Annotated in this window: 30 protein-coding genes and 3 pseudogenes; 17 read left to right on the top strand and 16 right to left on the bottom strand. The window is 68.4% G+C overall.

What is annotated here, in order from left to right:
- Positions 1–767 precede the first annotated feature (767 nt).
- A complete protein-coding gene (locus I1A62_RS06950; RefSeq protein WP_219454964.1) occupies positions 768–1,100 on the bottom strand; it encodes a hypothetical protein in 333 nt (110 codons plus the stop codon).
- A gap of 90 nt (positions 1,101–1,190) precedes the next feature.
- Between I1A62_RS06950 and I1A62_RS06945 the strand changes: the two genes are divergently transcribed.
- Both I1A62_RS06945 and I1A62_RS06940 read left to right on the top strand, forming a co-directional pair.
- Positions 1,191–1,751 (top strand): helix-turn-helix domain-containing protein, encoded by a 561-nt coding sequence (locus I1A62_RS06945; RefSeq protein ID WP_219454962.1) that lies wholly within the window; start codon positions 1,191–1,193, stop codon positions 1,749–1,751.
- Positions 1,745–2,419, top strand: a complete 675-nt coding sequence (locus tag I1A62_RS06940; RefSeq protein WP_308340748.1) for a nucleotidyl transferase AbiEii/AbiGii toxin family protein — start codon at positions 1,745–1,747, stop codon at positions 2,417–2,419. Before I1A62_RS06945 ends, I1A62_RS06940 begins: the two co-directional genes overlap by 7 nt.
- Positions 2,420–2,506: 87 nt before the next feature.
- On the opposite strand, the gene I1A62_RS46130 is transcribed toward I1A62_RS06940, so the two are convergent.
- From I1A62_RS46130 to I1A62_RS06930, 3 genes and pseudogenes are all read right to left on the bottom strand, one after another.
- Positions 2,507–2,635 (bottom strand): hypothetical protein, encoded by a 129-nt coding sequence (locus I1A62_RS46130; protein ID WP_257890510.1) that lies wholly within the window; start codon positions 2,633–2,635, stop codon positions 2,507–2,509.
- A gap of 659 nt (positions 2,636–3,294) precedes the next feature.
- A pseudogene (locus I1A62_RS06935) lies at positions 3,295–3,685 on the bottom strand (hypothetical protein).
- Positions 3,649–4,104, bottom strand: coding sequence for a type II toxin-antitoxin system Phd/YefM family antitoxin (locus tag I1A62_RS06930; RefSeq protein ID WP_219454961.1), 456 nt, complete (start codon positions 4,102–4,104; stop codon positions 3,649–3,651). Before I1A62_RS06930 ends, I1A62_RS06935 begins: the two are co-directional and overlap by 37 nt.
- 538 nt (positions 4,105–4,642) lie before the next feature.
- Here I1A62_RS06930 and I1A62_RS46835 point away from each other — a divergent pair.
- The 8 genes and pseudogenes from I1A62_RS46835 (at position 4,643) to I1A62_RS06900 (ending at position 10,722) form a co-directional block, all read left to right on the top strand.
- Positions 4,643–5,791, top strand: coding sequence for a plasmid pRiA4b ORF-3 family protein (locus I1A62_RS46835; protein ID WP_308340747.1), 1,149 nt, complete (start codon positions 4,643–4,645; stop codon positions 5,789–5,791).
- Positions 5,792–5,834: 43 nt separating this feature from the next.
- Positions 5,835–6,110, top strand: coding sequence for a hypothetical protein (locus I1A62_RS46120; RefSeq protein ID WP_257890509.1), 276 nt, complete (start codon positions 5,835–5,837; stop codon positions 6,108–6,110).
- 246 nt (positions 6,111–6,356) lie between these two features.
- A pseudogene (locus I1A62_RS46115) lies at positions 6,357–6,476 on the top strand (SDR family oxidoreductase); the annotation flags it as partial.
- Positions 6,477–6,543: 67 nt separating this feature from the next.
- Complete coding sequence (locus I1A62_RS06920; RefSeq protein WP_219454959.1) at positions 6,544–7,026, top strand: GNAT family N-acetyltransferase; 483 nt, start codon at positions 6,544–6,546, stop codon at positions 7,024–7,026.
- 132 nt (positions 7,027–7,158) lie between these two features.
- Positions 7,159–7,896: a TetR/AcrR family transcriptional regulator gene (locus I1A62_RS06915; RefSeq protein ID WP_257890508.1), complete on the top strand. Its 738-nt coding sequence runs from the start codon at positions 7,159–7,161 to the stop codon at positions 7,894–7,896.
- 180 nt (positions 7,897–8,076) lie between these two features.
- Positions 8,077–8,388, top strand: a complete 312-nt coding sequence (locus I1A62_RS06910; protein WP_219454958.1) for a hypothetical protein — start codon at positions 8,077–8,079, stop codon at positions 8,386–8,388.
- A gap of 344 nt (positions 8,389–8,732) precedes the next feature.
- Positions 8,733–9,953, top strand: a complete 1,221-nt coding sequence (locus tag I1A62_RS06905; protein WP_219454956.1) for an Ig-like domain-containing protein — start codon at positions 8,733–8,735, stop codon at positions 9,951–9,953.
- A 226-nt stretch (positions 9,954–10,179) separates the two neighbouring features.
- A complete protein-coding gene (locus I1A62_RS06900) occupies positions 10,180–10,722 on the top strand; it encodes an STAS domain-containing protein (RefSeq protein WP_219453696.1) in 543 nt (180 codons plus the stop codon).
- Between the two features lie 146 nt (positions 10,723–10,868).
- Here the strand turns inward: I1A62_RS06900 and I1A62_RS06895 are convergent, their stop codons facing one another.
- The 3 genes from I1A62_RS06895 to I1A62_RS06885 form a co-directional block, all read right to left on the bottom strand.
- Complete coding sequence (locus I1A62_RS06895; RefSeq protein WP_257890507.1) at positions 10,869–11,453, bottom strand: hypothetical protein; 585 nt, start codon at positions 11,451–11,453, stop codon at positions 10,869–10,871.
- Positions 11,454–11,561: 108 nt separating this feature from the next.
- Positions 11,562–12,335 (bottom strand): GAF and ANTAR domain-containing protein, encoded by a 774-nt coding sequence (locus I1A62_RS06890; RefSeq protein ID WP_219454954.1) that lies wholly within the window; start codon positions 12,333–12,335, stop codon positions 11,562–11,564.
- Between the two features lie 58 nt (positions 12,336–12,393).
- A complete protein-coding gene (locus tag I1A62_RS06885) occupies positions 12,394–12,708 on the bottom strand; it encodes a hypothetical protein (protein ID WP_016881798.1) in 315 nt (104 codons plus the stop codon).
- 102 nt (positions 12,709–12,810) lie between these two features.
- On the opposite strand from I1A62_RS06885, the gene I1A62_RS06880 reads away from it, so the two are divergent.
- On the top strand, positions 12,811–13,092 hold the full coding sequence (locus tag I1A62_RS06880) for a hypothetical protein (protein WP_219454953.1): 282 nt from the start codon (positions 12,811–12,813) through the stop codon (positions 13,090–13,092).
- A gap of 31 nt (positions 13,093–13,123) precedes the next feature.
- Here the strand turns inward: I1A62_RS06880 and I1A62_RS06875 are convergent, their stop codons facing one another.
- Together I1A62_RS06875 and I1A62_RS06870 are read right to left on the bottom strand one after the other, a co-directional pair.
- Entirely contained in the window at positions 13,124–13,357 is a 234-nt protein-coding gene (locus I1A62_RS06875) for a hypothetical protein (protein WP_257890506.1), read from the bottom strand.
- Between the two features lie 256 nt (positions 13,358–13,613).
- Positions 13,614–14,093 (bottom strand): hypothetical protein, encoded by a 480-nt coding sequence (locus tag I1A62_RS06870; RefSeq protein WP_219454951.1) that lies wholly within the window; start codon positions 14,091–14,093, stop codon positions 13,614–13,616.
- Between the two features lie 525 nt (positions 14,094–14,618).
- Between I1A62_RS06870 and I1A62_RS06865 the strand changes: the two are divergent.
- Positions 14,619–15,503, top strand: a pseudogene (locus I1A62_RS06865) (ferritin-like domain-containing protein).
- 2 nt (positions 15,504–15,505) lie between these two features.
- Here I1A62_RS06865 and I1A62_RS06860 read toward each other — a convergent pair.
- From I1A62_RS06860 to I1A62_RS06855, 3 genes are all read right to left on the bottom strand, one after another.
- A complete protein-coding gene (locus I1A62_RS06860; RefSeq protein ID WP_219454949.1) occupies positions 15,506–15,886 on the bottom strand; it encodes a J domain-containing protein in 381 nt (126 codons plus the stop codon).
- Between the two features lie 382 nt (positions 15,887–16,268).
- Complete coding sequence (locus tag I1A62_RS46110; RefSeq protein ID WP_257890505.1) at positions 16,269–16,622, bottom strand: hypothetical protein; 354 nt, start codon at positions 16,620–16,622, stop codon at positions 16,269–16,271.
- A gap of 38 nt (positions 16,623–16,660) precedes the next feature.
- Positions 16,661–17,086, bottom strand: a complete 426-nt coding sequence (locus tag I1A62_RS06855) for an Hsp20/alpha crystallin family protein (protein ID WP_124395499.1) — start codon at positions 17,084–17,086, stop codon at positions 16,661–16,663.
- 133 nt (positions 17,087–17,219) lie between these two features.
- On the opposite strand from I1A62_RS06855, the gene I1A62_RS06850 reads away from it, so the two are divergent.
- Positions 17,220–17,717, top strand: coding sequence for a MerR family transcriptional regulator (locus I1A62_RS06850; protein ID WP_219454948.1), 498 nt, complete (start codon positions 17,220–17,222; stop codon positions 17,715–17,717).
- A gap of 96 nt (positions 17,718–17,813) precedes the next feature.
- Here I1A62_RS06850 and I1A62_RS06845 read toward each other — a convergent pair whose 3' ends face one another.
- The 3 genes from I1A62_RS06845 to I1A62_RS06835 form a co-directional block, all read right to left on the bottom strand.
- The gene (locus I1A62_RS06845) at positions 17,814–18,389 is read right to left on the bottom strand and encodes an IS630 family transposase (protein WP_257890504.1); all 576 of its coding nucleotides are present in this window, start codon (positions 18,387–18,389) and stop codon (positions 17,814–17,816) included.
- Positions 18,368–18,895, bottom strand: coding sequence for a winged helix-turn-helix domain-containing protein (locus I1A62_RS06840; RefSeq protein WP_257890503.1), 528 nt, complete (start codon positions 18,893–18,895; stop codon positions 18,368–18,370). Before I1A62_RS06840 ends, I1A62_RS06845 begins: the two co-directional genes overlap by 22 nt.
- A 172-nt stretch (positions 18,896–19,067) precedes the next feature.
- Positions 19,068–19,445 (bottom strand): ANTAR domain-containing protein, encoded by a 378-nt coding sequence (locus tag I1A62_RS06835; RefSeq protein ID WP_374710702.1) that lies wholly within the window; start codon positions 19,443–19,445, stop codon positions 19,068–19,070.
- Positions 19,446–20,384: 939 nt separating this feature from the next.
- Here I1A62_RS06835 and I1A62_RS06830 point away from each other — a divergent pair.
- The 4 genes from I1A62_RS06830 to I1A62_RS06820 all read left to right on the top strand — a co-directional run bounded on the left by I1A62_RS06830 (position 20,385) and on the right by I1A62_RS06820 (position 21,765).
- Positions 20,385–20,741: a WhiB family transcriptional regulator gene (locus tag I1A62_RS06830; protein ID WP_219453712.1), complete on the top strand. Its 357-nt coding sequence runs from the start codon at positions 20,385–20,387 to the stop codon at positions 20,739–20,741.
- Complete coding sequence (locus I1A62_RS46105; protein ID WP_257890502.1) at positions 20,738–20,860, top strand: hypothetical protein; 123 nt, start codon at positions 20,738–20,740, stop codon at positions 20,858–20,860. The genes I1A62_RS06830 and I1A62_RS46105 overlap by 4 nt, the downstream gene beginning before the upstream one ends.
- Before the next feature lie 258 nt (positions 20,861–21,118).
- Positions 21,119–21,301, top strand: a complete 183-nt coding sequence (locus I1A62_RS46100) for a hypothetical protein (RefSeq protein ID WP_257890501.1) — start codon at positions 21,119–21,121, stop codon at positions 21,299–21,301.
- Positions 21,298–21,765 (top strand): hypothetical protein, encoded by a 468-nt coding sequence (locus I1A62_RS06820; RefSeq protein ID WP_219454946.1) that lies wholly within the window; start codon positions 21,298–21,300, stop codon positions 21,763–21,765. The genes I1A62_RS46100 and I1A62_RS06820 overlap by 4 nt, the downstream gene beginning before the upstream one ends.
- A gap of 55 nt (positions 21,766–21,820) precedes the next feature.
- Here I1A62_RS06820 and I1A62_RS06815 read toward each other — a convergent pair whose 3' ends face one another.
- The gene (locus I1A62_RS06815; protein ID WP_219454944.1) at positions 21,821–22,123 is read right to left on the bottom strand and encodes a hypothetical protein; all 303 of its coding nucleotides are present in this window, start codon (positions 22,121–22,123) and stop codon (positions 21,821–21,823) included.
- Positions 22,124–22,186 lie beyond the last annotated feature (63 nt).

The following is a 22,186-nucleotide window of genomic DNA, read 5'->3' as shown; positions in this document are numbered from 1 at the left end:
CGAGTCGCTTCGCTCCTCTGGATTTCCGAAACTAAGTTCTTACCTTTACTTTCCATCGGAGCGTTCGATCCGGTTCCCTCACACCTCAACGAGGCTTGGGGTGTGGGCGGTTGAGCCCGCACCCCAAGCCTCTCGACTTCCCGCGCCACCTGATGTCATACCCACAGCATACCACCCACCCTCCTTCAACTCGAACAGTTCAAAAACTTCAAAATATCTAATCTTGTTGATTCACAACATATTACGAACCATGCAATCTGATAGTGGTGCATAACTCATGTAAAGCACTATTTATCAACTAATTACCCAATTATATTGCTAATTAACAACTTTCAAAACCGGTCCAAATCGGATGAAACGGACGCCCGCGCGCCCGCCGACACCCCGGTGCCGGCACCCCCGAACACCTCGCCGGCACCCCCACATCACAAACCGGGGACATGTCATCACACCAGGTCACAGCACCATTACGGCCCGGAAGTCGGGTGCGGGCCGTGCACCGAGAGCGGAGAACTAGGCTGCGGGGTCCAGCCAGGGCCGATCGTCACGGCCCTCGACATAGACCCCACCGGGCGGACCGTCGAGCAGTGTCAAGCAGCAACTCACGCGCCGCAGAGGCACCGGCGAGCATCTCGTCCCGGTGCTTGCACCAGTCCTTCCACTCCCAGCCCACACCGGCATCGATGCAACTATCGACCGGCTCACCGTCGACGAACACCCACACACTGGTCGGCCCGTCCGGTCCCGGACGATCACCGCCTCCACCGTCATACTCGGCCCGCCCTCGTCACCGTGTAACCGAGCGACTCCGCCCGCAGGTGCAACAGGTCATCCACCGACGGCAACCGGTCCATCCGGTCCCGGACCCCGTCGCACTCGTCCTCGTCCTCGCACATGCACTCGGTGTTGCGGGCACCGTCCCCGAGGCCGGAATCGAGTCCGCAGCCGTCCACCGTCACCGGGTCGAGCACCCACCGATCGATGCCCTCCCGATCCCGCATCAGATACACCCAGAACGACTCCTTGAGATCGTGGGTGCCACGTGCCAGGGCGCGCTCGCCCCACGACTTGCACGCCTCGGGGTGCACCGGTTCCGACAAGTGTTGCCGTGCAGCCCCGACGACGGTAGAGTATCCGATCGGATACCGATGGCCGCATGCCAGCGGCCGGATTCGGGACGGAGACGCAGCATGAACGGAGCCGCACTCCTCGAACGCGTCCGCCGGGCCGCCGGCCTGAGCCAGGACGAACTCGCCCGCCGCGCCCACACCTCACGACCGACGCTCTCGGCCTACGAAAACGGCCGCAAGTCCCCGTCCCTGGACACCACGCAACGACTCCTCACCGAAGCCGGCTACGACCTCGACGCCACCCCACACATCACCTTCCATCCCGTCCCCGGAGCACGCGGCCGCGACCACCTCGTCCCGGACCGACTTCCTCGCCTGCCCCTCGAGCAAGCGATGGCAACAGTCGAGCTGCCCCTGGCCTTGAACTGGTCCGATCCCGGGCGCGCGTTTCGGCTCTCCGATCGATCCGAACGCTCCCGGGTGTACGAGATCGTGCTGCGCGAAGGCACCCCCGACGACGTACTGACCTACATCGACGGGGCATTGCTGATCGATCTCTGGTCCGAGCTCGTCCTGCCCCGGGACCTGCGCACCGCCTGGACACCGGTGATCGAACAAATCCTCCCCACCCCGATCAGCACAGCACACCGATCCCGGAACCACCAGAGCTCGGCGTGCTGACCGACTTCCAGCTCGAGGTCGCCCAGCTGTTCTTCACCCTGCCCGCCAGCAAGGGCTTCCTCCTGGCCGGCGGCGCCGCACTGATCGCCCAACACCTGAGCACCCGCCCCACACACGACCTCGATTTCTTCACCGGCCCCAACCGCGGCGACGTCACCCAGGCCCGTGACGAGTTCGAACAGGCCGCCGACACCCGCGGCTGGCGAATCGACCGCATCCACGACGGCACCACGTTCTGCCGCCTCCTGATCCACGGACCCGAACAACTCCTGGTCGACCTGGCACTGGACTCCGCCCCGGGACTACCCGCAACCGCGAGCGTGGCAGGACCGACCTACGCCCCCGAAGAACTCGCCGGCCGCAAACTCATCGCCCTGTTCGACCGCGCCGAAGCCCGCGACTTCGCCGACATCTACGCACTCTCGGCCATCTACGACAAAGACACACTCCTGACCCGGGCCGCCGAAATCGACGCCGGATTCGACCCACAGATACTCGCCACCATGCTCGACAGCCTCCAACGATTCCCCGACCACGCGATCCCCACCGACCCCACCGAGATACCCCCACTTCGTGCCTTCTTCACCGACTGGGCACACCAACTCCGACACCGACCCCCACACCCACACCCACACCCACACCCACACCCAGGGTGCAGTAGTTGCTGATTACCGGAGCCATGAGCTTTGCCCGGAGCTATGAGCTGCTTTTCCTAAATCCCAAGACCAGGCCGACCCCGTGAACAGGGTCGGCGGTCAGTCGCGGGCGATGTCGGACCAGCCGACCCGACGGTGCAGGCCGATCGCGGCGAGTCGCACCATCGCCATCACCAGCCAGCGGGGCTCGTTCTCGACGGACCACTGACCGCCGATCCACGCCGACAACAGCTTCGGTGGCGCCTGCTCGCATGTTGCCGGTCACTTCAATCCGCCGACGACGACGGCGTCGAGTCTGCAGACGCGAAGGTGGTCGATCGTCGGCATCGTGACGGACTCGTCGCCTCGGAGACGACACCGACGCCCGTCGGTGCTCCGATGCTCGGCACGAGGACGGACCCATCCGGGCACGGCAAGACCGGACGGGACGGTTCCGTCAGCCGCCGCGGGGTAGGGACAGGTCCCACGGCGCATCGGGAAAAGGACACCAGCACCCACTACCTACGCTGCCTCGAACGCTCGGGGAACTTCACGACATGGGCGTCGACCTGAAAGAGGCTGTGCGGTACACCACCTACGGACTCAGCGGCGAAGCGTACAACAGCATCCACATGCTCGTCCGATTCGCCCTGATCACCCTCATCGACCCCATACCCAACCGCCGAAACCCCACCCCAGCGAAGCTCAGACCCATCACCCCGCCCGGAGACGACGAGAAAGCCGACTCCAACAGTCGAGTCCCCTGCCGCCTCATCGACCCGCCTACACCCGACGGATCCAGCAGTCCAGGCCCGCTCTCGGAACCGTTCTGGCCAATCTCGCAATCCGAGCCACGCCCCGCGCCGCCGCCGCCAGCCGACGACGGCGATCATGGTCTCCCTGACGGTCTACTTCGTCTCGTTCGGATGGCTCGTGTGCACCTGCTCGAGGAACACCGTGCGCTCCTGGACGTAGAACCATATGCGCGCGGTACCCTTCGCAGTCGGCTTGTGCTGCCAGCGCTCGTGACTCGTGCCGCCATGTGAGATCACCCCGAGCTCACCCTTGAGCCGATAATTCGTCGGCGTCGTGGCCAGGGGTGTCCGCGTCAGGAACTCCCACGTCTCCGTCATCGGGTTGCGGATCGTCGCGACGAGATCCTGCCAGCCCTTACGCGCATCCGAGGTCGCGAACGAAGATCTCGTACTCAATCTTCCTCGGCGGCCGGGGGACCAACTCACCCTTCTTCGCGGCCACCACGATCAGGGACGCTCCACACTCTCGTCTTCGTCGAGCCATTCGAGGTCGGCGCTGCCAAGCCCTGCCGCCACAGCCGTGGCCGTCTCCTTCCAGGACGTCAGCTCGGCGATCGCCAGATGCGGCTGATCGGTGGAGAACGAAGCGCGCGCGGCATCGACGAGGTCCTGCGCACACGACTCCCGATCCGCCGGCGACAGCGCAAGCATCCACGGGAAGACCCTACCCATACGCTCGGCGAGGGAACCGCGGTCATCGAGGGTAACCGTGATGAGCTGCGCGGCGAAGTTCAGCAAACGAGAACGCCCCTCGGCCTCGCGCTGCGACATCAGCACCAGCGCCTCACCGTCACGCCGAGTCACCGTCACGGGGTGATCCTCGGCCTCAGCGAAGACCTCGGCAGAATGCTTGCTCAGATCCGACGAGCGCCGGGTCGCCATGGGGAGTCCTGCTGCGGTCATACACCCAGAGTATTCGGAACATATTCGGAAGTCCAGGGGGGTGACGGGCAGGCTCACCGCTCGGCCGACTACTCGTTCTCCTCCCGGATGCGCCGCGCCCACCAAACGATGACAAAGACCGACCCTCCGACCATGCCGAGGGCGACACCACTACCTCTGATCAACATCGAACTGGGACTGGGCGCCGACGGCCCCACCCCGGCGACGTCATCCGAACCGGATCCTCGTCGCTGACGTTCCGCACCTTCAGCGCGGCGAGCAGGGAGATGACCGGCACCGCCGACTCCCTGCCCACCCGGGCGCTGATCATTCGGCCACCCGCCTGAGGCCACCCGGTGCGCTGGACAGCGTCCGGCCCCTCCTGTCTGCCGCTCTGTGACTCCCAACGCTGTCTGGCACGTTTCTGCGGCGCTATTTGGCACAGTGCCGATCCGGCGAGGTGGCGGCAACACGGGCGACCCTGCACGCCGAGCACCTCGGTGACCTGGTTCGTGGAGCGGCGGGGCATGCCGGTTCTCGTCGATGGTTGACTGATCTCGTGCCGACCTCAGACGACGTACGACGGCTCGCCGAGCAGCTCATGGCCGAGTTGTCCCCGCAGCAGCAACAGGCGTTCTTGGGCGCGATCGGAGCGGATCGTTCGATGGCGTTGATCGAGAATGCGCTGCGAACCCCCGAGCCCACGGTCGGTGCTGCCCCGACCCGCATCCGCGGCTTTCGGGTCCGGCTCGACCTAGCCGGCGCCAAACCGCCGGTGTGGCGGCGGCTCGAGCTGCCCGGCGACCTCACCCTCGACCGGCTACACAAGGTGATCCAGGCCGCGATGGGGTGGCTCGACGGCCACCTGCACCGGTTCCGCACGGGCAGCGATCCCCGGTCGCCGTACTTCGTCACACCGTTCGACGTCGAGGAGGACGAGGACGGCGTGCTCGAAAACGGCGTCCGGCTCGACCAGGTGCTGACCGGCACCGGTGACCGCCTCTGGTACCAGTACGACTTCGGCGACGACTGGGACCACGTGCTCGCGGTGGAAGCGGTCCTCGACCAGCCGCCCGCCGAGGTGCGCTGCACCGGCGGTCGGATGGCCTGCCCGCCCGAGGATTGCGGTGGGATCTGGGGTTACACGGAGCTGGCGGCGTGGGTGCGCGGCGGATGCGACCCGTCGTCCGTCCCGCCCCCGTTCGAGGACGCCGGCCACGCCCGCGACTGGCTACCGCTCGACTGGCACCCCGACCTGTTCGACGTCGACGAGGCCAACACCGCCCTCGCGGCGGCGGTGGCCGCGCCGCTCCGGGTGGCCGGGGAACTGGCCGCGCTGGTCGAGCAACTGGAGCGGGGCGGCAACCGGGCACTCACGCAGCTGCTGGCACGGTCGGCGTCACACACCGCGGTCGAGGTGACCGAGGCCGACGCCGCACGCCTGACCGAGCCGTACACCGTCCTGCTCGACCTGATCGGTGACGGGGTGCGGCTGACCAGCGCCGGCTACCTTCCGCCGGCACTGGTCGAGCAGCTCGCCGAGCGGACCGGCGTCACCGATTGGTGGATCGGCAAGGCGAACCGCGAAGACCTCACGTGGCCGGTCGCGCAACTCCGCGACAGCGCGCGAGCGCTCGGCCTGGTGAGTGTGCGCAAGGGCCGACTGGCGCCGACTGGCGCCGACCGCGCTCGCCCGCCGGAGCGGTAACCAACCACTGGCGCTGTGGCAACACATCCTCTCCCGACTGCCGGTGAGCAGAACCGAGTTCGACCGCCAGGCGGGCTGGCTGGCACTCGCCGTCGTCGCCAGCGGCACCCCGGCCGAGGAATGGACCCGCGAGATCCGCAACCTGCTGCTCGGCCTCGGCTGGCGCACGAAGGGCAGTCCGACCCTCGGAACCGCTGCCGTCGCCAGCCCCACCCTCGACGTCCTCGAACTCCTCTCCGGGAAGACACGCGGCACGATCACCGGCACGGATCCCGCCGTTGCCGCCACCGCCCTCGCCGTGACCGGCCCCGACCGCTGACCCGAGCACCCCTCGGACTCAACCGCCCCCGGTTCTATGTCATTAAACCGATGGTTCGTGAGACACCCCGAACCATTGTCAGTTTCAGAAGCCGACTGCACCGCAAGCTGGCGCGTTTCGACCGTGTGCAGTCGACTTCTTACGATGGCTGATCACGAGTGGGCTGCACGACTTGTGCACGGCCGCACGGTCCGCACACTGCGGGGCTCAATTTGGGCCGCGCGGAGTGTCATTCGCACGATATGCACTTCCCCCCCCGGCCGGGCGGGCCCCGAGGAGGTCGCACGGGTCGTGCACTTCCTGGCGGCCGACGCCTCCTCCTGCATCACCGGACAGGTGTCGCGCGTCAACGGCGGCATGGACATGTTGATCCCGACCCAACCCGACAGATCCACCCTGGTCAAGCCTCGGTGGGGCGAGGAAAATAGGGACAATGGTCGACATCTACGAGGTACCCGCAGGAGAGCCACCCCTGACGGCATTCCTCCAGGCGCAACGCACCACCCAAATCGCCCGGCGCGGCGAATTGGTCGACGCCCGCGACCGCCCGGCCCTGATCGCATCGACCGACGACGAGACGGTCGGGGTGCTGATCTACGACATCGACGGCACGAACTGCGAAATCGTGAACATGCGCGCATCCGGCCAATGGGGCGGCGTCGGCACGGCACTCATCGAACGCATCACCGAAGTCGCCCGTGCACAGGGCTGTTCGCGACTGTGGTTGGTCACGACGAACGACAACCTCGACGCGATGCAGTTCTACCAGCGGCGCGGCTTCCGCCTGTCGGCCGTTCGATGCGGCGCAGTGGACGAGGCGAGACGGACCCTGAAGCCGGACATCCCCGACGTGGGCTACTACAAGATCCCGCTTCGGGATGAAATCGAGTTCGAGCGCGACCTCGAGCCCGCCTAATTTTGGACGTGGCTTATCGCCACTGACCGCAACATGAGCCACCGACCGCTAGCCGAACGATGACCGGTCGTGATCTTCGGACACCGCTTGTCAGAAGAGAGCAGCACGACCGTCCCCCTTTGGGATCGGGCCATGCCCCGGCTTTCCGCAGACGCCCGCCGACACCAACTTCTCGAGGCGGCCTTGTCCGTCGCCGAGGACCGCGGCATCGGGGAGGTATCGCTGCGTGCGGTCGCCGAGGTCGCCGGAGTGTCGCTCAGGTTGCTGCACTACCGATTCGCCGACAAGAACGAACTCATCGCGGCGATGGCCGATGCCCTGATCGTCCAGATCAGCGACGGGCTGCGGCTGGCGTTCGGACAAATCGCCCCTCACCTGACGGGGGTGGCCGGACTGCGGCGGGTGTTGCAGACCGGAATCGGCGCCCTGGTCCCGATCCTCGAATCCACCGCCGGACGGCAACTGCTCACCTACGAGATCACCACCACGTCGCTGCGCCGCCGTGATACCGGGGCCGGCGACGGCTGGCAGGTCGCCGACCGTCAGTACCGCACGATGGACACCGAGGCGGTCGAGTTCCTCCAACGGTGTGCCGAACGGACCGGCACCACCTGGCGCGTCCCGGTCGGCGTCGTGGCCCGCTCCGCCCTGGCCGGGTTGGACGGACTGGTGCTGCGGTGGCTGGTCGACCGGAATACCGACGCCCTGATCAGCGGCCTCGACGACCTGATCGCGATGATCACCGTCAAGGCGATCGCATCTCCCATCGGTGCAACACAGGCGATTCGTCCTGTTCTCTCCAGCGTAAATCAGGTCTCAGATCCCGTGCAGCACCGGGGGATACCACCGCATCCTCCCGGTCCTCCATAAGGATGAGCGCGGTCGGGTCAGCTCATGGCGGGACGGCTGGCTTACACATATAGTCACCCGTTCCAGCTGCCGATGCACGGGCAACCGGTGGCCCCTCGCAGTGCCGGCCGGCGTGTGCGTGATCTGATCGGTCCACGGTGTCAGCGATTGACGCCCGTCGGCACGAAGTGGAGGCCCGAGGTGACCGAAGTCGACTACATCGACGTGACCGGGGCGCAGTCCGTGCTCGAGGTGGCCGAGGTGGTCGCCGCGGTGCTCGGCGCCCGGATGGAGATGGGCGGCGAACCCGGCCGCATCGTGATCACCGGAGCACCCGATCCCGATCTTCGAGTTGTCATCGGGCTGGCGATCAACGACCGCGGACTGCCCGAAAGATGGACCAGGCGAATCACGCTCACCCACAACCGCAGTGACGACGAACGGCACCACTGGACCCAGCACCTCCACCGCGCCCTCACCGAACGCCGCGACTGGACTCTCACCTCACCATGAGTATCCGGCTGGGCCCTCCGACCGACGGGGTCAGACGGCCGGAGGGTCCGGACTGTCGCGTGGAGTTGTCGTCCGAGGTCACGCGGCAGCACGCCCATCGGATACCCCGAGCCGACCGGTTCACTCCTGATGCCGTCCGGCGTATCACGGGTGCCACACCGCACAGGAGATCGTCTCGGCGGACACCGGCGCACACCCGGTTCGCAAGAGAAAGTCGACACGAGCACGCCACATGCCGGTCGAGTCCGCCGAGGGTGAAGGCCATGCCGCGAGCTGCCCTGCGTGACCGCCGTCGCACCGCGACTGCACACGCGCGAACCCTTCGGCACGGGAGAATTAGTGTCATGCCCGCCCGCCGCTGTCACGGTCACCTCGCCGCCGTTCTCGCAGTCCTGCTGCTCGCTGTCGCGGCTGCCTGCGCGCCGTCGACCGACCAACCCGCCGGGCCGGCCGCGCCGCCGCCGGGTCCGGAGATCACCGTGTCCCCGGCCGACGCCGCCGCCGCGGTCAACCCGCTCGACCCGGTGTCGGTGAGCACCACCGGTGGCACCCTCGAGACGGTCACCCTGACCAACGACGAAGGCCGGGTCATCGAGGGCATCTTCACCCCCGACCGCCTGTCCTGGAAACCCGGGGTCCCCCTCGGCTACGGCCGCACCTACACCCTCGCGGTCACCGCCGTCGGCGACCAGGATGTTCGGAGCGAGCAGACCAGCACGTTCTCCACCGTCACCCCCAGCAATCAGACCATGCCGTCCTTCGTTACCACCGGCGGGAACCTGCTCGCCGACGGCGGCACCTTCGGTATCGGCATCGTGATCGTCACCCACTTCGACGAACCGATCACCGACCGCGTCGCCGCCGAGAAGGCCCTCCGCGTCGAGACCACACCCCCGGTGACCGGGTCCTGGTACTGGGCCGACGACCAGAATGTGCACTGGCGACCGGAGAGCTACTGGGCACCGGGCACCCGGGTCACCGTCCGCGCCGACGTCTACGGCATCGCGCTCGGCGAAGGTCTCTTCGGGCAGGAGGACGCGCAGACGTCGTTCACCATCGGCGACGCCCACATCTCCGTCGCCGACGACACCACCAAACAGGTCACCGTCACCGACAACGGGCAGGTGGTCCGCACCATGCCGACGTCGATGGGCCGGGGCGGCACCGAAGTCGTGAATGGTCAGACCCTCTCGTTCTGGACCCAACCGGGTATCTACACCGTCCTCGACAAGGCCAACCCGGTCATCATGGATTCCTCCACCTACGGGCTGCCGGTGAACTCCCGCCTCGGATACAAGGAATCGATCAACTACGCCACCCGCATCAGCAACGACGGCATCTACCTCCACGAACTCGCCGACACCATCTGGGCGCAGGGCAACACCAACGTCTCGCACGGCTGCCTCAACCTTGGCCCCGACAACGCCCGCTGGTTCTACGACTTCTCCGTCCCCGGCGACATCGTCGAGGTCCGAAACACCGGCGGCGCCCCGCTCGAACTGTGGCAGAACGGCGACTGGTCGCTGCCGTGGGAGCAGTGGCAGGCCGGCAGCGCCCTGACCTGACGAGGGTGGCCGGGGCGGTCGTGGCCGTCGCAGGAGCAGCTCGTGCGATCAGGCTGCGGTTGAGGGTTCCGTGCCCGCCCCGATCCGGTTTACCGTCAAGGGCGCAGGTTCAGACACCAGCCCGGCAGTCCACCCATCACCGCGGACGGGTGCCCGCACACCTCGCAGGAGGAGTTTCTCCCAGCGAAGTTCCGCCCTCCGCCGGCCCACCCGGGGGAGCACGTCCATGGTCTATCTTCGTTCTGTCATCGACAGCCCACAGCATCTGCGGCTTGCCCTGTCGCAGACCGCGTTCTTCGACCAGGCCGATCCCGACGAAGGCGGTTTCGCCCTCGAGGTCGACGAACCCGTCGGCGGTCCGATCGTGCTCCGGGTGAGCGGCGACCTCGATATGGTCACCGCACCGATTCTGGGGGCCTGCCTCGACGAGGTCGTGTTGCGCGGGCGCTGCGCCGTCATCGACCTGCTGCCCGCCGGGTTCGTCGGCTGCCCCGCACTGGCCGTCCTCGCCGACGCCGGGTCGCGGCTCCGTGCGCAAAACAGCCGGCTGACCGTCGCCGCACTGGGACCCTTGCGCCACATTCTCGCCGACGCCGGGATCGATGCGGTGCAGTGCTTCGGCACCCTTGTCGACGCGTTCAACGCCGCCCTCCCCAGGACCGCTGCTGTGGTGGTGGTGGTGCCTCCGTTGCGGCCGAGGCCGGGACACCCGGCCGCACCGCGCCGCCGCCCGTTCGGCGCGCGCCGACCCACCCCATCCATCGGATGACCACATCTGGTGGGAGAGATGAGTTTCGGCCACGACACGGTGGGGCGTAGCGTCGGGGAGGTGGATTCGGTGCGCTTTCTCCGATCCGGTCCGGATTCGGCTTTTGTGCGCCCCTTGGGGCTCTCCGGACACCGGGGAAGGCCGGGTCAGCGGGGTGGTTCCGCGAACTTCCGTAACGCCTGATCCCACACGCGCAGCCGGGACCGGATCAGCATCCGGTGCACCGCGTTGATCACCAGGCCGCCGGCGCCGGCGAGGGCCGCCCACAACCCGCAGGCCGCCGCGATCGCCAGCACCGCATTCTCGGTGCCACCGCGCGGGTCGAGGAGTTCCCCGTCCGGTCCCACCTGCACGGTCACGGTGTCGCCGGCCCGCGCCTGCGGTGGCGCCGGAACCTGCCCGGTGCGCTCACGCCCGTCCACCGCGCCCAGGACGAGGCGCCGGGGTCGGTGCTCCGCACCGCCGGTTCGGCCTGCGGATCGATCCCGGGGTCGACGAGCAGGACCGCGGGGACCGGCCGCGCCTGCGCGGCCAGCGCCCGGCTCTGCTGCTGCAGCGAGGTGAAGGTTTCCGTCCCCCATCGCCGCGCACACCGGCACCAGCAACAACACCAAAGTGACCACCAGCGTCACCAGCACCGCCTCGACCCGGTCGGTGCCCAGCATCAACGGGTTACGGCTGCACGGCTGCAGCCGCCACCACCGCACCGGAGCCGGTGCCCGCCCCGCCATGATGCTGCCCTTTCGAATCCTCCCCCGCGCCCACGGCATTCGGACCACACCCCAATCATCCTGCGATTCCCTCACCCGGGTGGTCTCGACGCACGTCGTTTCCGGATCTCACAGCGGCGGTGGGTGATCGGGGTCGGCGAACTCGGCCATCAGGTGGCGGGCGACGGCATGGACCTTGGTGTTGGTGCGTTGGGAGATCTCGGACAGCCGGGTGAAGGCCTCGTCGGCGCCGATCCGGTGCATCGCCATCATCACCCCCTTGGCCTGGTCGATGTCCGCGCGGGAGGTCAGCGCCTGGGTGAGGTGCTCGACCTGCCACTGCGCGCGTCGCCACCGGCGGGCGTTGCTGATCGCGACCGAGGCGGCGGTCGTCAGCAGTTGCATCAGTTTCTCGTCGAACGGGTCGAACGCCGCCGCGGTGCGGGCGTAGACGTTGAACGAGCCAACCAGCTCTCCCGGGTCCTCACCGGGGGTGTCGACGATCACCGGCACCGACAGATACGCCCGGATCCCGGCGGCCCGGGCGGCGGCGGTGAATTCCGGCCACCGGTCGGCGTGCTCGCCGACCACCGCCCGCACCGGGCGCCGTGAGGTCGCGGCCTGCAGGCACGGGCCGCGGCCGGCGGCGTACTGGTCCCCGTCGATGGCGGCGAGAGTGTCGTCGGTCAGTGCCACGGTGCGCGGGCCGTCGTCGTCGAGATGGGTGACGCTGACCGCGTCGGGCACCGCGGTGGCCGCCGTTCGTGCCAGCCGCCCGAGCACCTCCTCGAGCGGCTCCTGCGCGGCGGTCTCGCCCCGCAGCACCGCCAGGGCCCGGGTGACGGTGTCGAGGGCGTGCGCCGCCTCGGACCGCGACAGCGGCGCGGTGCCGATCTCGCTCATCTCGCACCCCTTTCCGCGGCCCGGCCGGTGCCGTCCGGCGGGGCCGGCGTGGTTACAGCTATTCCTCCACCACCTCGTACCCCACCGCCCCGCCGGCGGGTTCGTCTCGATCCTCGTCGTCGAAGGCGACGGTGGTGGCCTGCTCGAGCCGGTCGGCTTCGGGCACATCCCATTCCGTCTCGAGACCCCCGGCACGCCACGGGTCCTCGGCAGAGCTGACCGGTTGGGTCTGCTCGAATCGGTCGGCCTCCGGCGCATCCCAGGTGGCGTCTGCCTCCCAGTCGGCGGGGCCGGCCGCACCGAGGGCGGGATCGGCGGACAGGTCTTGTTCGAGGCGATCGGCCTCGGGCACGGTGTGCAACGGATCGTTCACGGCGCTCACCCTTTCCGCTCGAACCCGGCGAGTTGCACTCCCGGATGTCCAACGAAATTCTGGACATATTCTACGACGACAAGATGAGTAAATCTACCGCTGATGTGCAAGATCACGGAAGGGGTGGTGGCACCCGCCGTGCTGCGCCGCTACCGGTCACCCTCTCCAGCGGGGGTGGTCGCCTGCTTGCGGGTCGATCACCACATTCGCGGACACGGGCGCGCGTACTCGTCGGCCCAGCGGGTACCCGATTTCCGACAAGGGCGACAACCGCCCGTCCACCCCGTCCTGGAGGTGAGTACGGTGATCAACCTGTACTATCCGCTGGTCATCGTCCTGTACGTCATCTCGGCGCTGTGGCAGGGAAACCTCGGACACTGGTGACTCGATCGATCATCGACCGATCGAGAATGCCTCAGGATGTCTCGTCTCCGCGTCCGGTTGTCCCGCCATGTCCCGCCGCGGCCAGAAGTCGTCGCCGCGCCAGGCCTTCGAGTCCGCGCGGAGTCGGATCGGCCGGGAAGTGCGAGTCGGAGCCATTCGCGTCGCGCCGGCACTGCCGCACGATCTGCGTGACCACCGGCAGCGGCACCCGGCCGTCGAACTCGCCGCACAGCCGCTCGACGATGTGGGCGTAGGAATCGGGCACCGCACTCACCACCTCCGAGAAACCCCAGTGACCACGTACCCCGGGCCGGTGTCCGGCAAAACCGGTGTCCGCGACAGGGGTGCGCGCCGCCGCGACAGCCCCGCGTGCACGACCCAGTGTCACCAGCAGGTGGGAGAGCGACTCCCGTGCGACGAAAGAGCACTGTAGGAGGTAGTCCGATGTGCAGCCGCAGATCCACCATTTCGGCGACCCGCTGCGCATCCGTGGTGTTCGGTGCTCAGCCCCGGCTCGGTGGTCAGCCGGTTTCGGTGGAGAACGGGCTGACCCCGAGGTCGAGGACGTCGATGGAGGCGGGCAGGCCGATCTGGTGCCAGCTGGTGGTCAGGGTGATCTCCCCGGTGCTCGGGTAGCCGGGGATCCAGTAGCGGGGTGCGGTGCGGTACTGCTCCGGCGGGCCGGTGGGGGCCGCGCACGACGCCGGTTCGTACGGGTCGGCGTCCCCGGACTGATCGTCCATCCGCACCCGCACCCACAGATACGACCAGTGTGCGGACTCGTCGTGGGGGTCGGTCAGCGGGCGGGTCTCGTGGCGGGCCAGTTCGGCGGGGATGCCGGTGGCCGTCAGCACCAGGGACAGTGACACCCCGGCCGGGTAGGTGGTCACGCCGGTCAGCTGCACCACCACCTCGGGCCGGGCGATGAGGACCCGGCGGCCGTGCACCGCCACGCCACCGGTTCCGGGTGGGGCGATCCCGGGCCATCGGTTCCGCGCCATATCCCATGGTCGCACCGGGTTCGCCGCCCCGGACACCTCCGCACCTGGTCCGCCTCCTCCCTGTCTTCCCGACCGGACGGTGTGGAAGACCGTCGCCCGCGCCGGTGTTGTACCGGAGGAGAAACGATCGAAGAATCGGCGGAAAACCAATGAACAGGCACGTGCGATACGCCGTCGCACGGTTCCTCGGGGTGGATCTGGACACCGTGACCGAAGAGCAGGTCCGCCGAGTGGATTTCACACCACCCTGGTCGAGGCGCAGGCCGTTCGGACGTTGCTGCGCTTTCCTGACTTTCGCCCCTCTTGGGGTTGAGGGGCGGCGCGGCGAGATCTGTCCCGGGATGCGCGAACCCGCGACTGTAGCAAGGTCGGTCCGTTCGGTTTCGGGAGCCGATGCAGTGTGCACACGACCTGTGGTCGGTTTCCTGCTTCCCGGATGGGGTAGTCCTGCCAGCGGTGCCCGTGCGGGCACCGCGCACCGAAAATCCCGATCCGAACCGAAAACCTTTGTGACGGAGTGATGCCCTGACGGCTTCGACCCCGAATACCGCCGTCACCCTGCTGGTGCAGCTGCGCGCGATCCACGAGCTGACAACACCGAGACCCAGATCGCCGAGACCCGCACCGCCCAGGCCCGCGACGCCCAGGCCCGCGACGACGCGGTGCGTCGCGAGTCCGCAGGTCGGGCAGGCGGCCGCGGCGATGAAGGCGGTGACCGACCAGGCCCAGCCGTTCGACGAGGCCCTGCTCGGGGACCTCACGCTCGAACACCAGCTCCTCGACCGGGCCCGGTACCTCAAGGCGCTCGCCGCCGCCACCCAACGCACCGAGATCGAGGCGCTGGCGTTCCGGCTGATCACCGCGCATTCGGCCACCGTGGACTGGCTGACCACTGTGCTCGCCGAGGATGGTCTCGGCGGTCCCGCAGCGTTGCGGCGCACCCCGATGCATGCGGTGGCCGGCACCGGGGTCCGGTGGATCAACACCCCGGTGTCCTGGTCCGCCCGGGGTCTGGACCGGGCCATCGACACCGCCCGTGCCGCCCGCCCCCGCCTCGAGGCACTGCTCGGCCGGGGCGCGCATGCCGGCGACGTCGCCGTCAAAACCCTGACCGCCTCCCGCGACGCCGCGCTCGAGACCGCCGAAGAAATCACCCGTCGCGCAGGCGCCACCGCGGTGGCCGAGGTAATCCACTCCGCCAGCACCACCGCCGGTGTCCTCGAACCCGGTGAGTTGCCGATCGGCGACTACGACGACCTCACCGTCGCCGCGGTCAAGGACCTGACCGATCCCGCCGAGATCCGTGCCGTCGCGGCGTACGAGGAAACCCACAAGAGGCGGCACGGGGTGGTCTCCGCCGCCCAGTCCCGCCTGGCCGCCATCGCCCAGGAGGTCGCCGGCATCACCTGACCTCAGCGATGACGTCGGACCGGTCCGATCCACAGGCCGGTCGCCGGTGGGCGGCGCGCGGGCGGGGTGTCGTCCACGACGATCACGCGGATCCGCGGCGGGACCGCGGACCACGGCGCTCGCCCGGGCCGGGCCGGGGGTTCGGCCACCCGCTCGGCTGCCGCCCGGTCGTGGGCGGCCCGGGCCTGCGGGTCACGCAGCAGAGTGTACGCGGCCAGGACGTGCTGGAGATGCTCGTCCGCCACCGGATCGGCGGGTTGGTCACCGGGGCGGGTGTCGGGGTGGTGCTGGCGCAGCAGTTGCCGGTAGGCGCTGGCGATCTCGGCCTGCGACGCCGCAGAGGACAGTCCCAGCACCCGATACGGATCCTGCTCGGTGGCCATCACCTCGTCCCCTTCGAGTGCCGGGTGCACGAGAAAGGTGGTCCCGGGCTCGGGATGCCGGAACCACCAAGGCGGGGCGGGCCCCGGCCCATGGAAAGGCCCGCCCCCGTTCTTCTTGGCTGCATTGCGCGCTGGTGGACACTGCCCGCCCGGCACGGCCGATGGCTGCCGTCTGCCAGTCAATGGCGGTGCGCCCCGGTCGAATCCGACACCATCACCGGGGTTGTCGGATGGGCGGTCGGCGCCGTCAGTTTTCACTCGGTGGATCGGCGGTGCCGGGCGGCGTGCCCGAAAGCGGGGTTCGCCGCGCCGCACGGGAAGGCAATGACAGGTGACAGCGGCGGCGGGCGAACCCGGTCAGCGGATGCACTCGTCTGGTTCATCACCCCTTTCGTGCTCGACGACCAACTGTGCTCGACTGTGAACAGATCGGATGTGGGCTATTTCTCGGTCTCGGAGGGGAGCGCTGCGTGGCCCGGATTCCGGGAGTCGGCGGGGCCGTCACCGTCCACCCCGGCGGTGTGAGAGGGGATGGGCGCGGCGGGCCGGCCGGTGCGGTGGCCACCCGGTGGAGCAGGGCCACGGCCTGCGGCGTCAGCGCGTCGGCGAGGATGCGGTCCGAATCGGCCACGAGCTGTGCGTATTCGAGTTCGTGCCACGGCCACATCACCTCGCGTTCGGTGCGCTCTTCTGTGTCGGTGGCGTTCACCGCTGCGACCCTGTTCGCCAAGGTCATCTTCTGCTCACCCCCTCCCGAACCTCGTTCACCTCGTCTCAGGCGTTGACGGCCTTCTGCTCGGAATGACCATTGCTGGTGATCTCGATCTTGCGGGGCTTGGCCTTCTCCGCGACCGGGATCGTCAACCGCAGCACCCCGGCGTCGTAGTTCGCCTCGATCTTGTCCGCGTCGAGATTCTCCCCCAGGAACAACTGCCGGCTGAACACCCCGCGCGGCCGCTCGGCGGCGACCATTTCCTGGCTCTCGTCCAGCGCGGCCCGTTCGGCGCGCACCGTCAGAGTGTTCTTCTCGACATCCAGATCCAGCGAGTCGGCCTTCACCCCGGGCAGATCGAACTCCACCACGAACCGGTCCTCTTCCCGCCAGGCGTCCATCGGCATCACCGCCGGACGGGCCGCGGTACCGAGGATCTGCTGCGTCAGACGGTCGAGATCACGGAACGGATCCGTGCGCATCAACATCATGTCCACCTACCTCCAGAAATCCTTTCATCCCATCAGGTAAACTTCCAGCAGATGCTGTAGGTTCGTTATAGCATCTGTCGTAGACTATGACAAGGGACTGTGCGAGAAAATTCCCGATCGGAGCGAAAAAATGTCCGAAGAATCCGGCCGTCGGGATCTCGAATCGCCGTCGGTGCGTGGTGTTTACGGCATCTCGGTGGCCGCCGAGCTGTCCGGGTTCGGGGTTGCGGCGCTGCGACTGTACGAGGACTACGGGCTGATCACCCCCGGCCGCACCGCCGGCGGCACCCGCCGCTACAGCGACTACGACCTGGCCCGGCTCAAACGCATCGCCGAACTCATCGACGCCGGCGTCAACCTCGTCGGCATCGGCCGGGTCCTCGACCTCGAGACCCGCACCGGCGACCTCGAACGCGACAACCGCCGCCTGGAAGCGGACAACGCCCAACTCCGTGCCGAACAGGGCCCCGGTACCACCTCCGCCGAACCCGTCCACGAGCCCGCCGATGACGCGGCAGCAGAACCGGAGACCGGCCGGCCCGGGCGCCGGCGGCGTCCGGCCGCCGGGCAGCGAACGCGACTGCGGGACGGGCCGTCCCGGCAGCACGCCACCGGTGACCACCACTGACCGGGGGCAGGTTATTGCTGTTCACCGCCGCCGGTGCGGCGTATTCTCGACGGAGTTCCTCGACTAATGATCTTTCGGTAATTGAGTGAGCTCAGATCACAAGGAAAGCCCAGCGTGATCGAGGAAGCCATGACACAGGTCGTAGCTTGAGCCGATCCGGGTCAGTCCGGACTCGGTCGCCACACGGACCTCGTCGAGGGTATCGGGGCACAGGTTCGCCAGTTCGGTGGATTTCATGTTGCCCCAGACCTGTTCGATCGGGTTGAGTTCGGGTGCATACGCAGGCAGCCGTTCGACGTGGAGCCAGTCGCGTTGGGTCGCCAGCCATGCCTTCATTGCCGCAGACCGGTGGGCCATCAGTCCGTCCCAGATCACGATGACCTGCTCCCCGGCGAAGTGGGCACGCAGTTCGATGAGGAACTCGATGAGCTTGTCGGTGTTGTACGAGCCGTCGGTCATGGAGAACACGAACGCGCTCTCGCTGCGGTCGGGCCGATAGGCCAGGACTGCGGCCATGGACATGCGCTTCCAGGAAAATCGGTGATGCAGAACAGGTGTGACGCCTTTCGGCGCCCAGGTTGCTCGGACCACAGGCAGCAGCGACACGCCGCTTTCGTCCTGGAAGCAGATCCATGCACCTCGGCGCCGCGCTATTTTTTTATCCGCGGCCACTCGTTCTCCCGCCAGGTGACGATGGCGTCCTCGTCGCGTTCGACGGCCCGCCGTGCGGGTCGCTGGCGGCTCCAGCCCAGCCGGGTCCGCAGGATCGTCCACGTCTGGGTAGGCCCGTAGGTCACGCCGGTGAGCCGCTCGATCACGATCGCGACCCGGCCCAGTGTCCACACCCCGGTGGCGAAGCCATTCGCTTGGGGTCCCTTGAGTAATTCCTCTCGGATCACCTCGATCTGGGCGTCGTCGAGACGCGGCCGGCGTCCCGCCCGACCTGCGCCTTCGAGTGCCTCGCGACCTCCGGCTGTCCACTTCCTGTGCCAACGGGACGCGGTCTGCTGGGATATCTCCAACTCGACCGCGACATCGATCTGCCGCCGGCCCGCGGCGAACATCTCCGCGGCTCGCATGCGTCGGTCACGCAATGCGTCGAAATCTCGACGAGTACCGGACTGCTTGACTTTCCGGGTGTCGGACTTCTCGCCGGAGTTGGTCTTCTTTCCTGCCACTCGTCAATGATCAAGCAGCGCGGCGCGAATCACGTGTATCGACACGCCCTATTACCGAAATATCAGTAATCCCTCCATCGAGTCCTGGGTTCGAGGAATTTTCGGCCCCGACGTAACCCCTCGACGCCGGGGCCGGACCATGCCCACCGAGATCCACCGGTGGGCGATGGGGTCAGTCAGGCGCCCGGGGCGGCGACGCGGGCGTCAGGTGCAGGTGGCCCTCGACCACCGCCGCCGCGACCTCGTGCACGCTGGTGCGGTGCCGGCGGGCATGGCGGCGTAATCGGTCGAACGCCTCGTCGACGGTGACGGCGCCCTCGGCGGCGATGATGCCCTTGGCCTGCTCGATCACCACCCGGGAGGCCAGCGCGTTCTCGAGTTGCTCGGTCAACTGTTGCCGCTTGCGCAGGGTGGCATCGGTCGCCAGATGCCCGGCGACCACCCGGGCCAGGACCGTGGCCGCGGCCAGATCGCCGGGGCACCACGGGCGTGGGATGGCCGAATGCAGATCCACACATCCGATCGTCTGCCGGTCCCACCGCAACGGCACCGCCGCGGTGGGACCATCCCCATCCGCTGAGCGGCGGCGACGAATTCGGGCCACCGCCCCCGCACCTGCGTCAGGTCCGCCACCGCCACCACCGCACCCCGGCGCTGCGCCTCACAGGCCGGGCCGCGCTGGGAGCGTTGCTGGGCGCGTTCGAGTCCCTGCACGGACGCCGAGGCCGCCGCCACAGTCAACTCCCCATCATCGGGTAGAAGCACCGCCGCCCCGGCCAGACCGAACACCGACCGCACCGATTCGGTCAGCTCGGAGACGATCGCCCCGATCGACGACGGCTCCTCGAGCATCTGCAGAATCCGGCTCAGGGCTGCCACATACGCCGCCGGTTCATACACGACCACCACCTCCTCCCCGGTCTGCCCACCCATCTCTACACGGCAGCACCGAAGCCGAGATCGTCCGTCACTTCTCGTCCCCGAGATACCCCACCGGCACGGATTCAACGAGGCCCGCCGGGGTCACCGGGACCGAATACGGGGTCGGGCTGGAGAAACCGACCAGCGTGTCGTTATCATGTGGAGCACGTCTCTCGTTACCCCGGACCCCGGTGACGAGAGAGGTCGACCTCGTCGCCCCGGACCCCGGTGACGAGCGACGCGGAACAGGCCCCGAACAGTGTGGACCTTCCCTTCGCGTCCGCGATGTCGTCCCATGCCCGCCGAACTCGAGCCCAGGGATCGGCGATCCGGCAACATCGTCTGTCACATTGTCGGCCGATCTCGCATCTCCGTCGCACGCTGGCCTCTCACTGCGATCCGTCCGTTGTCCCGACGCGGGGCCTCGACCGATGCCGTGGTGTGCGTTGCGTCGAGGGGTCGCCTCGCACACCACGTTTCGACCTCCGCCGCATGGGTCGGCCGGTGCACCCCGAGCACCCCGAGCACCCCGAGCACCCCGAGCACCCCGAGCACCCCGAAAGGATCCATGACCTCCCCGCACCGTCACACCCCGCCCCGCCCCGCCGACTGGCACTGGCAACGCCACGGGTCCTGCCACGGCGCCGGCACCGCGATGTTCTTCTCCCCCGACGGCGAACGCAGCTCCGCTCGCGTCCACCGCGAACAGCAGGCGCGACAGTTGTGCGCGCAGTGCCCGGTGCGCACCGACTGCCGCGATCACGCGCTCACCGCCGGTGAGCCCTACGGGATCTGGGGTGGCATGACCGAGGCCGACCGGACCCGTCACCGCCGCCGCGGCCGCCGTGCGAGCGCCGACCCTCGCCCGCACGGGCGTGACCACGACGCCTACCCTTTTCGACCCCGTGAGAGGACCCTCCGATGACCGACATCGCCCTGCTGATCCTGGTGATCGTCACCGGGCTCGCCGCATCGCGCGCACTGCAGCACCATTTCCAGCACACCACCGCACCCCCGGGCACACCGCCGCCCCGGTTCCGCTGACCGTGCCCGAGGACGCCCGTCCTTCTGAGAATCGTTGGGATACCGGAACACGCGCGGTGTTTGTCGGCGGACCCGGCGGGCATCCTCGAAGTCAGGAGCGGCAGCGGGCCGGGCCGGTGCCGCTTTCAGGTTCCGCGGGTTCAACAGCGAGCCCGCGCAACCGCCCGACCCAGCGCCACCAAGCCGGCGCAGGACGGGCCCGGATGTCCCCTCGCCTGGTCCTGTTCACCGTCCGAACACAGTTGGGAAGGTTTCCTCATGTGGTTGTTCCCGGACGCTTTCGCGTTCGACCTGAACCGGCCCATCCCGGCACCGCCCGCCCTGTCCCCACCGGGCGGGGTGGGGATTGTCGGCACCCTCGTCGCCGCGCTCCGCATGCCCGGGTGGACCCGCGCTGCGACCTTGGGTCCGCGCCGGGGGTCGGGCACCGCACGGCCGTGACCGCAGACCACGCCCACGCCACCACCCCGCAATCCCGGATCGCGGGTCGGCTGCTGCGGGCGGTCGGCGACCGGGACGTGCCGGCGGTGATCGAGCAGACGTGTGCGGTGGCCTGCCCGCACGGCCCCTGCGCCCCGCTGTTCCACCCGGTGATGCTCTGGCTGCTCACCCAGCTCGGGTTTCTGCTGCGCGAACGGGTCGGAGTCGACGGGGACGAGGACGGGGAGGCGTTCGCGTTCGAGGTGCTCACCGCGGCGGAGCTGTGGTCCCAGCCGACGTCGCTGTCCGACGATGCCCGCGGCCTCCGAATCCGGGTACTCGCCGCACTGGCCCAGGACCATGCCCCGCCGCCGTGGGCACCGCAGACCAGCGGCCCGGCCGTCGTCCCCGCACCGCCGGAACGGGTCCGGATGCTGCTCGATGCCCTGCTCTGGCTCGACGATCTCCTCGACTACAACCTGTGACCGACCCGGACAGGCACGGTGACAACGGGTGACGAGGTGACGGCCGTGTGGGCCGCTATCGGGTGGGCGGGTGCAGGCAGGACAGTTCCCGGGCGGCGTCGTCGAGGCCGACGCAGGGGATCCCGCGGCGGCGTACTTCCTGCAGGGTCTGCGCCTCGTCCGGGGTGCACAGCCCGTCGAGGACATCATCGGTGGCGATGGCGACCAGGGCGTCCTCACTGCAGGTGTGGACCGGTTCGACGTCGTGCCCGCGGGCCCATGCGGTGATGGTGGACCAGCGGTCCCGGTCGGCGGGATCGGTGAAGGCGCCCAGCAGCACGATGCTCCCGGTGCGGGTGGTCAGATTGTGCACAGTCATGTCGGTTCTTCCTCATCGGGGACGGGCGCACGACCTCACTTCGCCGTGCGATTCCCGGTGCGC

It is taken from the genome of Rhodococcus sp. USK10 (assembly GCF_019378875.1).
GTDB lineage: Bacteria > Actinomycetota > Actinomycetes > Mycobacteriales > Mycobacteriaceae > Rhodococcus_F > Rhodococcus_F pseudokoreensis.
The sequence above is the reverse complement of the archived record's forward strand: the minus strand, read 5'-3'. Positions and strand labels throughout refer to the sequence as shown.

Coding starts and splice junctions, on each gene's coding strand:
- I1A62_RS46105 (WP_257890502.1), top strand. CDS start 20,738: ATGACCGACATCGCCCTGCTGATCCTGGTGATCGTCACCGGGCTCGCC.
- I1A62_RS06850 (WP_219454948.1), top strand. CDS start 17,220: ATGTCCGAAGAATCCGGCCGTCGGGATCTCGAATCGCCGTCGGTGCGT.
- I1A62_RS06945 (WP_219454962.1), top strand. CDS start 1,191: ATGAACGGAGCCGCACTCCTCGAACGCGTCCGCCGGGCCGCCGGCCTG.
- I1A62_RS06895 (WP_257890507.1), bottom strand. CDS start 11,453: ATGGCGGGGCGGGCACCGGCTCCGGTGCGGTGGTGGCGGCTGCAGCCG.
- I1A62_RS06860 (WP_219454949.1), bottom strand. CDS start 15,886: ATGGCCACCGAGCAGGATCCGTATCGGGTGCTGGGACTGTCCTCTGCG.
- I1A62_RS06890 (WP_219454954.1), bottom strand. CDS start 12,335: ATGAGCGAGATCGGCACCGCGCCGCTGTCGCGGTCCGAGGCGGCGCAC.
- I1A62_RS06900 (WP_219453696.1), top strand. CDS start 10,180: ATGGTCTATCTTCGTTCTGTCATCGACAGCCCACAGCATCTGCGGCTT.
- I1A62_RS06905 (WP_219454956.1), top strand. CDS start 8,733: ATGCCCGCCCGCCGCTGTCACGGTCACCTCGCCGCCGTTCTCGCAGTC.
- I1A62_RS06870 (WP_219454951.1), bottom strand. CDS start 14,093: ATGGCGCGGAACCGATGGCCCGGGATCGCCCCACCCGGAACCGGTGGC.
- I1A62_RS06830 (WP_219453712.1), top strand. CDS start 20,385: ATGACCTCCCCGCACCGTCACACCCCGCCCCGCCCCGCCGACTGGCAC.
- I1A62_RS06920 (WP_219454959.1), top strand. CDS start 6,544: ATGGTCGACATCTACGAGGTACCCGCAGGAGAGCCACCCCTGACGGCA.
- I1A62_RS06915 (WP_257890508.1), top strand. CDS start 7,159: ATGCCCCGGCTTTCCGCAGACGCCCGCCGACACCAACTTCTCGAGGCG.
- I1A62_RS06815 (WP_219454944.1), bottom strand. CDS start 22,123: ATGACTGTGCACAATCTGACCACCCGCACCGGGAGCATCGTGCTGCTG.
- I1A62_RS46110 (WP_257890505.1), bottom strand. CDS start 16,622: ATGACCTTGGCGAACAGGGTCGCAGCGGTGAACGCCACCGACACAGAA.
- I1A62_RS06930 (WP_219454961.1), bottom strand. CDS start 4,104: ATGACCGCAGCAGGACTCCCCATGGCGACCCGGCGCTCGTCGGATCTG.
- I1A62_RS06880 (WP_219454953.1), top strand. CDS start 12,811: ATGTGCAAGATCACGGAAGGGGTGGTGGCACCCGCCGTGCTGCGCCGC.
- I1A62_RS46100 (WP_257890501.1), top strand. CDS start 21,119: ATGTGGTTGTTCCCGGACGCTTTCGCGTTCGACCTGAACCGGCCCATC.
- I1A62_RS06855 (WP_124395499.1), bottom strand. CDS start 17,086: ATGTTGATGCGCACGGATCCGTTCCGTGATCTCGACCGTCTGACGCAG.